The organism is Roseibium sp. MMSF_3544, from assembly GCF_030732845.1.
In the GTDB taxonomy this organism is placed as follows: Bacteria; Pseudomonadota; Alphaproteobacteria; order Rhizobiales; family Stappiaceae; genus Roseibium.
The window spans coordinates 106,289-119,547 of sequence record NZ_JASHKA010000008.1; the positions used below are offsets into that span (position 1 = coordinate 106,289).

Consider the following 13,259-nt stretch of genomic DNA (forward strand, 5'->3'; position numbering starts at 1 on the left):
GAAAAATGTTCCGCAAAGTTTCTCCCGTCCGCAAAGCATGGTCCTCACTTGGTGCCGGTTTCTGGGCAATCGCTGCTTTCAGCATGGCCCTCAATGTCCTCGCGCTCGCCGCACCGCTCTACATGCTTCAGGTCTACGACCGCGTTCTGACAAGCCAGAACATGGATACGCTCATCGCACTGACCGTCCTGCTGGGTGGTGTCTTTCTCGTCACCGGTCTGCTCGACTGGATCCGCCAGCGCATGCTCAATCGGCTTGGTGCAAGATTCGAACTGAAAGTCGGTGTCCCGGTCCTGAGCGCTGCCATGCGCCGCAACGTTCAGGGAAATCAGTCGGCAAACGACAACTCGATCGAGGATGTGAACGGCTTCAGGGACTTCATCTCGGGAAGCACGCTTTTGGCATTCTTCGATGCGCCCTGGATCCCGGTCTATATTGGCGTCCTTTACATTCTCCACCCCTATCTCGGGCATCTTGGTCTCGCGGGCGCACTCATCCTGACGGTTCTGGCGCTCATCAACAACGCCCGGAGCCATGACACGATGGCGGAAGCCGCAGAAGCCCGCAGACGCAGCGACACGCTCTACAGGACCGGGGAGGCGAACGCTGAAATCGTTCACGCGCTGGGCATGCACAGTGATCTCGCTCACCGCTGGCATCAGCTTCAGGTCGAGGCTCACCGGCTGAAAACGCGTGTAAACGATCGCATTTCCACATTCTCGGTCGTCTCCAAGACGTTCCGCACCGGACTGCAGTCGGCGATCCTCGGACTGGGTGCAGCGCTGGCCATTACCGGCGAAAGCACCGCGGGCATCATGATCGCGGCGACAATCGTTCTGGGCCGGGCACTTGCGCCGATCGACCAGCTCATCGGGCAATGGCGCAGTTTTCTTGCGGCAACCGGATCCTACGCCAAGCTCAGGAAGCTGGTTCATGACTTTCCGGTGGAAGAAAAGCGCCTGCACCTGCCGAGCCCGCGCGTTTCGGTAAGTGTTGCAATCCAGAAGGCTGGTCCGCCGATGGCCCAGAGCGCGACGCTCTCCGACATCCGCATGAACCTTCAGGCGGGCGACGCGGTTGCCGTGATCGGCGCCAGCGGTTCCGGGAAAACGACGCTCGCCAAGATGCTGGCCGGCATCTGGATGCCCCAGCGCGGCACCGTGCGTCTCGACGGCAATCCGACGGCCAAGTGGGACAAGGAGGAATTGGGACGTCACATCGGCTACCTGCCTCAGGAAGTGGTTCTTTTCGACGGCACGATCCGCGAAAATATCGCCCGGTTCGCAGCCGAGATCGACGATGACCAGGTGCTTGAAGCGGCTCTGGCGGCCGACGTCCACGATCTGATCACCAACCTGCCGGAGGGTTATGAAACGCGTCTCGGTGGCGGGTTCTTCCTGTCTGGCGGCCAGCGCCAGAGGATAGCGCTCGCCAGGGCGCTTTACGGAAATCCATTCCTGATGGTGCTCGACGAGCCGAACTCGGATCTCGATTCGACAGGAGAGGCGGCCCTTCACAAGGCCGTCCGCAGCGCGCAGGAGCGTGGCGGCATCGTCGTCATGATGACCCACCGGCCGAGCACGCTGCAGGTTGTCGGCAAGGTCCTGGTCCTGAACCACGGCATGCAAACCGCTTTCGGCGACAGGGACGACGTGCTCCGAGACACAAGACGCAATGTGCTGCCTGCCAGCCGGCAAGCAGCAACGGACACCGAGCAAACAACACAGGAAAGGGCAGTCCAATGAAAGAGTTGACCGTCTCACCCGCAAGCAGACACGTTTCGCACCTTCAACAGCAAAAAAGCCTGGCGGACCGATCAGATGAGCCGCGGATCGGGTTCCTGGTGCTCTTCGGTGTCCTCGTCCTGTCCTGTTTCCTGGGGGGAGCAGCCTACTGGGCGTTCCAGACAAAGCTGGATGGAGCCGTTGTCGCGCAGGCGTCCTTTGTGGTCGATGGCAATCGCAAAACCGTGCAACATCTGGATGGCGGCATCGTGCGCGACCTGCTTGTGTCCGATGGCGACGTTGTCGAGGCCGGACAACCTCTTGTCGTCTTTGACAGTACGGAGACGGAAGTCGATTTGACTGTCCTCAGCAGCCAGATCGGAGAATTTGCCGCCCGACGCGCACGCCTGCTGGCCCAGCTCAACAATGAGGGGACATTTCGACGAGACGCCATCAAGGAGGTTGTCGGTGAGGACATCCCCGAGATCCTCTGGGAAAGCTCCTATCTGACGCAGAAAAGGGTTTTCGATACGGACGCAAGGGCCCGGGCAAGCGAAAGGGATGTGCTCAAGCGCCGCATCAGCGCCCTGGAGGAGGAGATCGACGGTCTTGAGGAGCAGCGCCGGTCCAACGAGCGCCAGATTGAAATTTCCAAAAGTGAGCTTGCCTCCCTGCAAACGCTCCTGGAAAAAGGCCTCGTGACCGCGGCAAGGATCAATTCGATCCGGCTGGATATCGAGCGCCTTGTCGGCCTTGATGCAGCCTTGCGCACGGATCAGGCGCGGGCGCGCAACGAAATCGGTGAGCTGGAGCTCAATGATGTCAGCGCCCGGCAACAACGTCTTGAATCCGCTTCGGAGAATCTCGCTGCCGTCGAAGCCCAATTGGCCGTCGTGGAACCCCGGTTCAGGGGAGCCGTGGAACGCCAGAAGCGCGTCGTCGTCAGTGCCCCGGTCAGCGGCACCGTCGTCAACATGGCGCTGCACACGCTTGGCGGTGTCGTACGCCCGGGTGAGGATATCCTGGAGCTGGTACCGCATAGCGAAGAACTGATCGTCGAAGCGCGCATCAACACCACCGATATCGAGAAACTCAGCGTCGGGCAGTCTTCGCGCATCAGGCTGAGCGCGTTCGATCAGGAAGAGATCCCTGAAGCCAGAGGACGCATCTTCGATATCTCTGCAGACGCGGTGACAGACGAGCGAACAGGCAACGCGTTTTATGTCGCGAAGGTCCGGCTTGACGAGCGCCAGCCAGAAGACGTGCAAGGCTTGGAGATCGTCCCGGGTATGCCCGCCGATCTGTTCATAACGACAGGTGAACGCACCGCGCTCAGTTATCTCGCGCAGCCACTCAGCGAACGCCTGTCGCGCACCTTCATTGAATGAGCTGGTCCGGGGTCCCGGAAACGGGATCCCGGTTCAGGCTGACTTTGCGTTTTCATCGCGCTAGCGAGAACGCGGCAAAAGGGGAGGGGTTAGCCGATCATGTGATCACGAAACCGTGAGGTGTGTTTGTTTCGCACATGCACCCAAGGGTCTCGGAAATGGTCACAATCGCGCTATAATTTGGCATCAGCAGAGGTCAGACCCATATGGCAGATCGGGTACTGCCACGCCTGATAGGAGAATTCTTGATGAAGACCGACCTGATCACCCGCCGATCCCTTCTTGCCGCCGGCGGTGCCGTTGCGGTGACCGGGGCGTCCGGGCTTCTGGTCCCCGCGCAAGCGCAAGGTCTTGCTCCCACGCGGTCAATGCGCGGTGGTTCGAACAACTACCGCCCCGGCGCCCCCATTGTGGACCGGATCGGAGGCGGCGGCTTCTGGATGACCGGCACTGTCCGCCGGGCTGGCGACGGCGCGCCGCTTGCCGGCCAGCGCATCCAGATCTGGGCACATACGACCGAGGGACATGAGCGCGACGCGCGCAGCCACGGAGCGACGCTCACCAATGCGAACGGTGAATTCCGGCTCGAGATGCCGCAGATCGTCCCGGCCTTCGGACAGCCGCATGGTCACCTTGCCTATGACAGCGAGGAGTTTGAAACCGTGTTCCTGCGCCCGATCATGAGCAGCTCGAAGGACACCACCCTGGAGGCGCATTTCGTGCTTCAGCCTGCCTGACCCGACCGGGTTCCGAGGCATGAGCCGGTTGCGCGCGATCTTGATCTGGGCGGCCTTGGCGGCTTGTATCGTTGTTCCGATTGCTGCCGCCGCTTTCAGTCCATTGCTTCAGTGGCGTGACGCTGTCTACATTGCCGCCGGATTTGCGGGCATTGTCGCCATGACACTGCTTCTCGTCCAACCGTTGCTGGCTGGCGGATATCTGCCTGGCTTTTCAGCCTATCGGGGCAGGCGCCTGCACCGCTGGATCGGCGGATGCCTGGTTGCCGCCGTCGTGCTTCATGTCGCAGGTCTGTGGATCACCAGTCCACCGGACGTGATCGACGTTCTTCTGTTCCGCTCACCGACGCCTTTCTCGCTTTGGGGCGTGATCGCGATGTGGGCTGTTTTCGCGGCCGCGCTTCTGGCAGTCCTGCGGAAACACCTGCCTTTGCGCCCGCGCGTGTGGCGACTGGCGCACACTTCGCTGGCGCTGGTGATCGTTGTCGGCACCGTGGTTCATGCGCTCCTGATAGAGGGCACGATGGAAACGGTGACCAAGTTCGTTCTTTGCGCGCTTGTGCTTGCGGCATTCCTGAAGGTTGCCGTCGACCTGAAAGCGTGGGCCATCCGTCCGAGACGCGACGCCTGACCCTGGATAATTCCCCTACGCCGCGTTCCGGAACCGCAGATTGTCACGGCTGAGCTGGTCGAGACTGGTGATCCCCATGAGTTTCATGTCGCGCTCGATTTCCGTGCGCAGGTTCCCCAATGCGCGTTCGACGCCCGGCTGGCCGGCGGCCGCAAGTGCATAAAGATAGAGCCTGCCGCCCGAACACGCTTTTGCGCCGACCGACAGTGCCTTCAGAACATGCGTTCCACGCTGAATGCCGCCCTCGCAGATGACATCGATCTTGTCGCCAACCGCGTCACAGATTTCGGCAAGCTGGTCGAACGGGCTGCGTGAGCCGTCAAGCTGCCGGCCGCCGTGGTTCGACACCATGATGCCGGTGCATCCGATATCGACCGCGCGCTTGGCGTCTTCCACGCTCATGATGCCCTTCAGCGCGAACTGGCCGTTCCACTTCGCGCAGAGTTCTTCCGCATCCTTCCAGTTCATGGACTGGTCGAGCATCGTTGAAAAATAATTGCCGACCGAGACGGCGACGTTCGTACCTTCGCTGACATAGCCGGAGAGGTGCGGCATATCGAACTTGGGCTTTGTGTAGAAGTTCCAGGCCCACATGGGGTGCATCGCAAAACTGAACAGGGATTCCAGCGTGAGTTTCGGGGGAGAGGTGAAGCCCGTTCGCAGATCGCGTTCCCTGTTGCCGCCGGTGATGGTGTCCACGGTCAGCGCCATGACCTCGAACTTTGCGTCACGAGCTCTTTCGAGCAAAGCGTCATTCAGGCCACGATCCTTGTGGAAGTAGAATTGGAACATCTTCGGTGTGGTCGCAATTTCCGAGATTTCCTCGACCGTCACGGTCGCGAGCGAGGACACACCGAACATCGTTCCGTATTTGCTTGCCGCACGCGCCACCGCACGTTCGCCGTCGTGATGGAACAGGCGCTGCAGCGCGGTCGGCGCGCAATAGACCGGCATGTCCAGTTTCTGGCCCATGACCTCCACGCTCATGTCGACATTCTCGACACCGGCGAGCACGTTCGGAACAAGGTCGCACGACGCGTAGGCTTCGGTGTTGCGGCGGTATGTGACCTCGTCATCCGCGGCCCCGTCGATGTAGTGGAAAATCGGCCCGGGAAGACGCTTTTTTGCGAGTTTCCGGAAGTCCTGGAAATTATTGCAATCACTCAGTTTCACACCACCACTCCCAAATCCTGGATCAAGCGTCGCCGCGCTATTGGTATAAATTTCTTACCAATCGGGCGGGAGATGTACAAGGAACTATTTGGATCGCGCGGAAGAACGCACACGGATTGATGACATTTGGATGGATGCAATAAAAGATAATATATTATTGAAAAACATATGTTTGCATAAATTGCTTAAACAGATTAATTAGGGTAAGGCGCCGCGATGGCGAAACATTTTTTCTAAAATGTGCTAAATGGAAGTGGATTATCAATCGAGATTTGCTTCCGGGGCCCGCAATCGCGGCTGCCGACATGCCGGCAAAACAAACAGATCGCCGTTTGCAGGTCGGTGAAATGAAAATCTCGTCCGGTTTACGCCAGAAAGGCTTCGCGCAGGTTAGCGACAAAGCTGTCCCTGGAATAGCTGCGCGGCAGGTTGGTGTGTGCTGAAACGTCAATCCGGCGTTCTTCGCCGAGCAGCCCCAAAAACAAATTGATCGCCTCGATCGCCTCGCCCGAAACCGGATCGATCAACATGATCGCGTGCGCGAGGATCGCGCTTCGGGATTTGTCGGCCTTGCTGCGGCGAATGCGCATGGCGGTGCCGGCAAACTTCAGATCGTTGAACTGGACGTTATAATCGCCGTCGCAAAACGCCCCGGGTTTCCAGCCTCTGCTCGCCCCTTTACCGAGAGCCTTTTCGATCGGGGAACACAGACGGTCATACTCTTCCTTCAGATCAACCGGATGGCCGGCTTGCGTGGAATAGACATGGGAAACGTTCAGAATGCCAGGACCTTGTGGTGTGACGTCACCGCCCGTGCTGCGCAGGTTCACCGGCCATCCAGCTGCTTCCAGGCTCTTTGACGCGTGCTCGAACTCAGGCTTGGTGCTCAAGCTCTTCGGCGAGACGAGACAGCTCGGACTTTCCCAAAACCAGAGGTGCCTGTGTTCCGGATTGAGACTGACGTCCTGAAGAAGCTCCATTTCTTGTGCCAGCGCATCAGCAGCGTCCAGGAAATCTACCAAGCGTCACCTTCATTTCGGATGGGTTTTCAACCGGATGAATGGTCTAATCTACGACGCGGGGAAACACAACGGCGGCCATGCCGTTGCACGTGATTCAGAAGGTGGTCAGGGCCACGAGTTTGTGCCTCAAACCATTGCAGTTTCTGAAAAACAGGTTTAGGCCGCATTAGGAGCTAGAGGGAGGGAAAGAGCAGGTCTTTGGCGAACGACGCGTAAAACTTGTCGCGCCAGCGCCTCGACGGTTCCGGGAAGGACAAAACGTGGGTCAGTTCGCAGACGATACAGACAAGATTCATGCGCTTTTGGCGGATATCCTGAAGCCGACGCCATTTCAGCGAAGCCAGTACCTGTCGGATCTTCACCAGGCAGATATCTGGTTGAAACGGGAAGATCTGACGCCGGTTCGAAGCTACAAGGTGCGAGGGGCTTATGCCTTCATACGCGAGGCGCTTGAAACCGATCCCGACCGATCCTTGTTCGTCTGTTCTTCCGCAGGCAATCACGCACAAGGGTTTGCCTTTGCCTGCCGTCATTTCGGCAAGCGGGGTGTCGTCTTCATGCCGCTGACCACACCGCAGCAGAAAATTCAGAAGACCCGGTCTTTCGGGGCACCTCTGGTCGAAATAAAGCTGCTCGGCGACGGCTTCGACGATGCCAACAAGGCCGCCATGGATTACTGCGCCGCTGAAAACGGCTTGATGGTGCCGCCTTTCGATCACCCGACAATCATTCGGGGACAGGCAACCGTCGGGAAAGAGATTCTCGAACAGAGCCCAGACGGTTACGACTGGGATCGCTTGATCCTTCCGGTCGGCGGCGGCGGGCTTGCAGCAGGCATCACGCGCTATTTCAGCGAAGTCGGCAAGGCGCCCGAATACAGTTTCGTCGAACCGGACGGCGCGCCCAGTCTTTTTGAAAGTCTGCAACAAGGCGAGCGGGTTCGCATCGCTCGTGTCGACAACTTTGTGGACGGTGCCGCCGTCGCCCAGGTCGGGCTTGAGACCTTCAAGCACCTGTCTGGATTTTCGCCCAACCAAGTCGTGCTTGCCCCGACCGACGGCGTGTGCGCAACCATGATCGACATGCTCAATATTGAAGGCATCGTGCTGGAGCCGGCGGGAGCGCTCTCCATCGACGCATTGAACAGGCTGCCTTCGGATCAGGTTCGCGGCAAGAAAATCGTCTGTGTGATCTCAGGCGGCAATTTCGATTTCGAGCGTTTGCCGGAGGTCAAGGAACGGGCGCTGAAATTCTCCGGTTTGAAAAAATACTATGTGATCCAGTTGCCGCAGCGGCCAGGAGCCCTGAAGGATTTTCTGTCGCTCCTCGGTCCGGAAGACGATATCGCCCGTTTTGAATACCTGAAGAAATCGGCGCGCAATTTCGGCTCCGTGCTCCTGGGCATTGAGACGAAACGGCCGGAAAACTTTCAGTCGCTTCACGAGAGTTTCGACCGGTCCGATGTCAGGTGGGAAGACATTACCTCCAACGAGGCGATTGCGAATTTTGTGATCTGAAAGAGCGGCACGACGCGACGGCGAGTGCCGGGCCGAAGCTGGTCAGGCGCCGGCATACGCAAACGTGACAGGGATCATCAAAAAAGAGGCCGGAAGATATTGCATACCGTTGTATACTGAATTATGAGAAGGCCAAGCAAGCTTCCCCCGGCCAGCCAGATTTGTTGCGGTCGGGCGTTCAAGCTACATCCAACATCTAGTCTTTGGGGTTATCATGAGCTTGTACACTGACTACCTGAGTGAGATCGAAAACCGGAAAGAGCAGGGCCTGAACCCCAAGCCGATTGACGACGGCGCGCTGTTGAAGGAGCTCGTTGCACAGATCAAGGATGCCGAGCACGCGCACAGGGACGACTCCCTGAAGTTCCTGATCTACAACACGCTGCCGGGCACAACGAGCGCAGCTGGCGAAAAAGCAAAATTTCTGAAAGAGATCATTCTCGGCGAAAGTGTCGTCGAAGAGATTTCTCCCGCCTTTGCCTTCGAGCTGTTGTCACATATGAAGGGCGGTCCATCGGTCGAGGTCCTGCTCGACGTGGCTCTCGGCGACGATGAGGCGCTCGCCCGCCAGGCTGCTGAGGTTCTCAAGACGCAGGTGTTCCTTTATGACGCCGACACCGACCGGCTGAAGGCGGCGTATGAAAACGGCAATGCCGTGGCCAAGGATATACTTGAGAGCTACGCCGACGCCGAATTCTTCACGAAACTCCCGGAGATCGACGAAGAGATCAAGGTGGTCTCTTATGTCGCCGCTGAAGGCGATATCTCCACCGATCTGCTGTCGCCAGGCAACCAGGCCCACTCGCGCTCGGATCGGGAACTTCACGGCAAGTGCATGATCTCTGAACGGGCGCAGAAGGAAATCGAAGCGCTCAAGCTGCAGCATCCGGACAAGCAGGTCATGCTTATCGCGGAGAAGGGCACAATGGGTGTGGGCTCGTCCCGCATGTCCGGCGTCAACAACGTTGCCCTTTGGACAGGCAAGCAGGCCAGCCCCTACGTGCCCTTCGTCAACATCGCTCCGATTGTTGCCGGCACCAACGGAATCTCACCGATTTTCCTAACCACGGTCGGCGTGACCGGCGGCATCGGCATTGACCTGAAAAACTGGGTCAAGAAGATGGGTCCGGACGGCAACCCGATCCTGAACAACGACGGCAACCCGGTCCTGGAAGAGAAATACTCCGTCGAGACCGGCACGGTTCTGACGATCAACACCAAGAAGAAAAAGCTTTATAACAGCGAAGGCGACGAAGAACTCGTCGACGTGTCCTCATCGTTCAACCCGCAAAAAGTGGAGTTCATGAAGGCCGGCGGCTCCTACGCGATCGTGTTCGGAAAGAAACTTCAGACGCTTGCCTGTGAAACGCTTGGGATTGAACTGAAGTCCGCCTTTGCTCCTTCAAAGGAAGTTTCCCATGAAGGCCAGGGACTGACTGCGGTTGAAAAGATCTTCAATGCAAACGCCGTGGGCGCAACGCCGGGCAAGGTGCTGCATGCCGGATCCGATGTCCGGGTCAAGGTGAACATCGTCGGTTCGCAGGACACGACCGGATTGATGACGTCGCAGGAACTTGAGGCCATGGCCGCGACCGTACTGTCTCCCAAAGTCGACGGGGCCTACCAGTCAGGCTGTCACACTGCTTCGGTCTGGGATCTGAAGGCTCAGGCAAACACGCCCCGCCTGATGGCGTTCATGCACAAGTTCGGCCTGATCACCGCGCGTGATCCGAAGGGCGTCTATCACTCCATGACGGACGTGATCCACAAGGTGCTGAACGACATCACAGTCGACGACTGGGCGATCATCATTGGGGGCGACTCCCACACACGCATGTCCAAGGGCGTTGCCTTCGGCGCGGACTCCGGCACCGTTGCCCTGGCACTTGCAACCGGCGAGGCCAGCATGCCGATCCCGGAATCGGTCAAGGTCACCTTCAAGGGCCAGATGGCTGATCACATGGACTTCCGTGACGTGGTCCATGCGACCCAGGCGCAGATGCTGAAGCAGTTCGGAGACAATGTCTTCCAGGGCCGGATCATCGAAGTTCATATTGGCACCCTTTTGGCCGACCAGGCCTTTACCTTCACGGACTGGACCGCTGAAATGAAGGCCAAGGCGTCGATCTGTATCTCTGAAGACGAAACCCTGATCGAATCCCTGGACATCGCTAAGAACCGCATCCAGGTCATGATCGACAAGGGCATGGACAATGACGCTCAGATGCTGCGTGGCCTGATCGACATTGCTGAAAAGCGTATTGCCGAAATCAGGTCCGGCGAAAAGCCCGCGCTGGCGCCGGACGGCAACGCCGAGTATTTCGCCGAAGTCGTCGTCGATCTCGATGAGATCAACGAGCCGATGATCGCCGACCCGGACGTGAACAATGCGGATGTGTCCAAGAGGTACACCCACGACACGATCCGGCCGATCTCCTACTACGGTGCGGAAAAGAAGGTCGATCTCGGTTTCGTCGGTTCCTGCATGGTTCACAAGGGTGACGTGAAGATCGTTGCCCAGATGCTCCGGAACCTTGAAAAGGCAAACGACAAGGTGGAGTTCAAGGCGCCGCTCGTCGTGGCGGCCCCGACCTACAACATCATCGATGAACTCAAGGAAGAGGGCGACTGGTCCGTCCTGCAGAAATATTCCGGGTTTGAGTTCGACGACACTGCACCTAAGAACACGGCTCGGACCGAATACGAGAACATCCTCTATCTCGAGCGTCCGGGCTGTAACCTGTGCATGGGCAACCAGGAGAAAGCCGCAAAGGGCGACACCGTTCTGGCGACCTCCACGCGCCTCTTCAAGGGACGAGTGGTTGAAGACAGTGACGACAAGAAAGGGGAATCTCTGCTTGCCTCGACCCCGGTCGTTGTCCTGTCTGCAATCCTGGGCCGGACCCCGACCGTGGAAGAATACAAGACAGCCGTTGAGGGCATCGACCTGACCAAGTTTGCCCCGCCGCTGCAAAAGCCTTTGGATACGCAGTCGGTCCATTTTTAAGATCGGTTTTGAGCGGCTGCGGGACACCGGGTTCGCGCTCGCGCGCAGCCGTCACAAGCAGGACTTATGGATCTCAAAAAAGCGCCGCCGGCTTGCAAAAGCCGGCGGCGTTCTTGTTCGCTCTTCACTTGATGTGAGTTGAATAGTCTTAGGAAGACGCTTCCTTGAGGTCCAGCATTTGCGGCTGGGGTTCAATCTCTTCAAGCGGCAGTTTGCGCGGGTAGGGATCTCCTTGCTTGTAGGACCCGGCGGCTGTGAACAGGACATCCGAAGAGGAGTTCAGTCCGGTTTCGGCAGAGTCCTGCAGGACGCCGACGATGAAGCCGATGCTGACCACCTGCATGGCCGTCGCGTTGTCGATCCCGAAGAGGCTCGCGGCCATCGGGATCAGCAGCAGCGATCCGCCGGCTACGCCCGAGGCTCCGCTCGCCGCAATCGAGGCGATGATGCTCAGAAACAGGGCCGAGAAGAAGTCCACTTCAATTCCCATCGTGTGAACCGCCGCCAGGGTCATGACGGTAATGGTGATGGCTGCACCGGCCATGTTGACTGTTGCGCCGATCGGAATGGTCACCGAATAGGTTTCCTCGTCCAGGTTCATGCGCCTGCAAAGTTCTATGTTGACCGGAATGTTGGCGGCGGAACTGCGCATGAAGAATGCGGTGATCCCCGATTCCCTGAGGCATGTGAACACCAGCGGATAGGGGTTTTTCCGCAAGCGCAGGAACACGATCAGCGGGTTGACGACAAGGGCCATGAAGATCATGCAGCCGATGAGCAAGGCCAAGAGGTTTGCATAGCTTGCCAGCGTGCTGAACCCGGTTTCGGCGATGGTCGAAGCGACAATGCCGAAGATGCCGATGGGCGCCAGCCGGATAATGGCGGCGACGATCTTGGTGATCGCGCTGTCGAGGTCCGACATGAGAGCCTTGGTCGTGTCGTTGGCGTGACGAAGGACAAGCCCGAAGCCGACCGCCCAAGCAAGAATGCCGATATAGTTCGCCTGTGCGATGGCATTCACCGGGTTGTCGACCATCTTCAGCAGAATGTTCTTCATGACTTCACCAAGCCCGCCGGGTGCGCTCATGATCTCAGGGGTCCCGGTCAATTGAAGCGTGACGGGAAACATGAAGCTTGCTGCGACCGCAAGAAGGGCGGCTGAGAAGGTGGCGAGGACATAAAGAGACACGACAGGACCCATTTGGGCCTGGCTGTCCTTTTTGTGGTTGGTGATGGCGGCGCACACCAAAATAAGCACCAGAACGGGTGCAACTGCCTTCAGCGCGTCGACAAAGAAATCGCCAAGTATGCCCACCGCGCTGCCCGCTTCGGGCCAAACGGTGGCAAGAAGAACGCCGGCACCTAATCCGACGATGATCTGAGATACCAGACTGCCTGGTAGAAAGGATTTCATCGCAATCATCCTATCTGATTGTGTTTCGTTGATGAAAACGCGAACACTCCACCCGCCATTAGGAGAGTGCTGCGCCTGCTTATCGGGAAATCAGACTGATCGCGGTCTGCCTCAAACCCCGGACCTGGCTCCTCACGAGCCAAGAGGAGGAAAGCGATACGGCACTGTCCGGCGCATCGCGTTCATCCTTGTGGCTGCATCTGGGAAGGCAAAGTGAACAACGCGTGTCCGGAAGATTACGCTTTTGCAATCAGGGTTCCCTAAGGGCAGGCAGATGGCGGTTCCTGGCCGTTTTCTCGTGTTGAAAGAAATACCTGGTAGCCGCTTCAAAGGCGCTTGGACGAGACAGGCAGAATTGCCATGAAGCCCCGGTACTCCGCACCATGCTCTCCAGACCACAACGAAACGGGCTGCGTGCCGCAGGGTTTGAGATCGTCTTGTGTCACAGACCAAAAGCGCGCTACCAATTCGCAAATTGGTAAGTAAAGGATGGAAATAAATGGAAATATTTAGAAATAAAAGTGGAATATTTGTCTTTTATTTGAGATAAACGATGTAATATTGAAATTAATTCGAATTTAATACGAAAAGTTTTCTTGAAAATATTTGAGGATTGCGTTTTTCCGCCGCATTGATTTGTTCATGG

General features: G+C 58.0%; 9 protein-coding genes. 6 read left to right on the top strand and 3 right to left on the bottom strand.

Going from position 1 to position 13,259, the window contains the following annotated elements; translation table 11 throughout:
- Window positions 1-5: 5 nt before the first annotated feature.
- The 4 genes from RBB47_RS13440 to RBB47_RS13455 all read left to right on the top strand — a co-directional run bounded on the left by RBB47_RS13440 (window position 6) and on the right by RBB47_RS13455 (window position 4,480).
- Window positions 6-1,745 carry a type I secretion system permease/ATPase gene (locus RBB47_RS13440; protein ID WP_305986326.1) on the top strand — a complete coding sequence of 580 codons (1,740 nt, stop codon included), beginning with the start codon at window positions 6-8 and terminating at the stop codon, window positions 1,743-1,745.
- Window positions 1,742-3,112, top strand: a complete 1,371-nt coding sequence (locus tag RBB47_RS13445) for an HlyD family type I secretion periplasmic adaptor subunit (RefSeq protein WP_305986327.1) — start codon at window positions 1,742-1,744, stop codon at window positions 3,110-3,112. The genes RBB47_RS13440 and RBB47_RS13445 overlap by 4 nt, the downstream gene beginning before the upstream one ends.
- Window positions 3,113-3,360: 248 nt before the next feature.
- Complete coding sequence (locus RBB47_RS13450) at window positions 3,361-3,849, top strand: twin-arginine translocation pathway signal (RefSeq protein ID WP_305986328.1); 489 nt, start codon at window positions 3,361-3,363, stop codon at window positions 3,847-3,849.
- Between the two features lie 19 nt (window positions 3,850-3,868).
- Window positions 3,869-4,480, top strand: coding sequence for a ferric reductase-like transmembrane domain-containing protein (locus tag RBB47_RS13455; RefSeq protein ID WP_305986329.1), 612 nt, complete (start codon window positions 3,869-3,871; stop codon window positions 4,478-4,480).
- Between the two features lie 15 nt (window positions 4,481-4,495).
- Here the strand turns inward: RBB47_RS13455 and RBB47_RS13460 are convergent, their stop codons facing one another.
- Both RBB47_RS13460 and RBB47_RS13465 read right to left on the bottom strand, forming a co-directional pair.
- A complete protein-coding gene (locus tag RBB47_RS13460) occupies window positions 4,496-5,653 on the bottom strand; it encodes an alpha-hydroxy acid oxidase (RefSeq protein ID WP_305986330.1) in 1,158 nt (385 codons plus the stop codon).
- Between the two features lie 365 nt (window positions 5,654-6,018).
- Window positions 6,019-6,675, bottom strand: a complete 657-nt coding sequence (locus RBB47_RS13465) for a protein ligase (RefSeq protein ID WP_305986331.1) — start codon at window positions 6,673-6,675, stop codon at window positions 6,019-6,021.
- A gap of 260 nt (window positions 6,676-6,935) precedes the next feature.
- Here RBB47_RS13465 and ilvA point away from each other — a divergent pair, with 260 nt between their 5' ends.
- Together ilvA and RBB47_RS13475 are read left to right on the top strand one after the other, a co-directional pair.
- Window positions 6,936-8,192 (top strand): threonine ammonia-lyase IlvA, encoded by a 1,257-nt coding sequence (gene ilvA / locus RBB47_RS13470; RefSeq protein ID WP_305986332.1) that lies wholly within the window; start codon window positions 6,936-6,938, stop codon window positions 8,190-8,192.
- 214 nt (window positions 8,193-8,406) lie between these two features.
- Window positions 8,407-11,199, top strand: a complete 2,793-nt coding sequence (locus RBB47_RS13475; RefSeq protein WP_305986333.1) for a bifunctional aconitate hydratase 2/2-methylisocitrate dehydratase — start codon at window positions 8,407-8,409, stop codon at window positions 11,197-11,199.
- 148 nt (window positions 11,200-11,347) lie between these two features.
- Here RBB47_RS13475 and sstT read toward each other — a convergent pair whose 3' ends face one another.
- On the bottom strand, window positions 11,348-12,613 hold the full coding sequence (sstT, locus tag RBB47_RS13480; protein ID WP_305986334.1) for a serine/threonine transporter SstT: 1,266 nt from the start codon (window positions 12,611-12,613) through the stop codon (window positions 11,348-11,350).
- Between the last annotated feature and the right edge of the window lie 646 nt (window positions 12,614-13,259).

Excerpts from the sequence above, each read along its gene's own strand:
- sstT (WP_305986334.1), bottom strand. The coding sequence starts at position 12,613 with ATGAAATCCTTTCTACCAGGCAGTCTGGTATCTCAGATCATCGTCGGA.
- RBB47_RS13450 (WP_305986328.1), top strand. The coding sequence starts at position 3,361 with ATGAAGACCGACCTGATCACCCGCCGATCCCTTCTTGCCGCCGGCGGT.
- RBB47_RS13445 (WP_305986327.1), top strand. The coding sequence starts at position 1,742 with ATGAAAGAGTTGACCGTCTCACCCGCAAGCAGACACGTTTCGCACCTT.
- RBB47_RS13440 (WP_305986326.1), top strand. The coding sequence starts at position 6 with ATGTTCCGCAAAGTTTCTCCCGTCCGCAAAGCATGGTCCTCACTTGGT.
- RBB47_RS13455 (WP_305986329.1), top strand. The coding sequence starts at position 3,869 with ATGAGCCGGTTGCGCGCGATCTTGATCTGGGCGGCCTTGGCGGCTTGT.
- RBB47_RS13475 (WP_305986333.1), top strand. The coding sequence starts at position 8,407 with ATGAGCTTGTACACTGACTACCTGAGTGAGATCGAAAACCGGAAAGAG.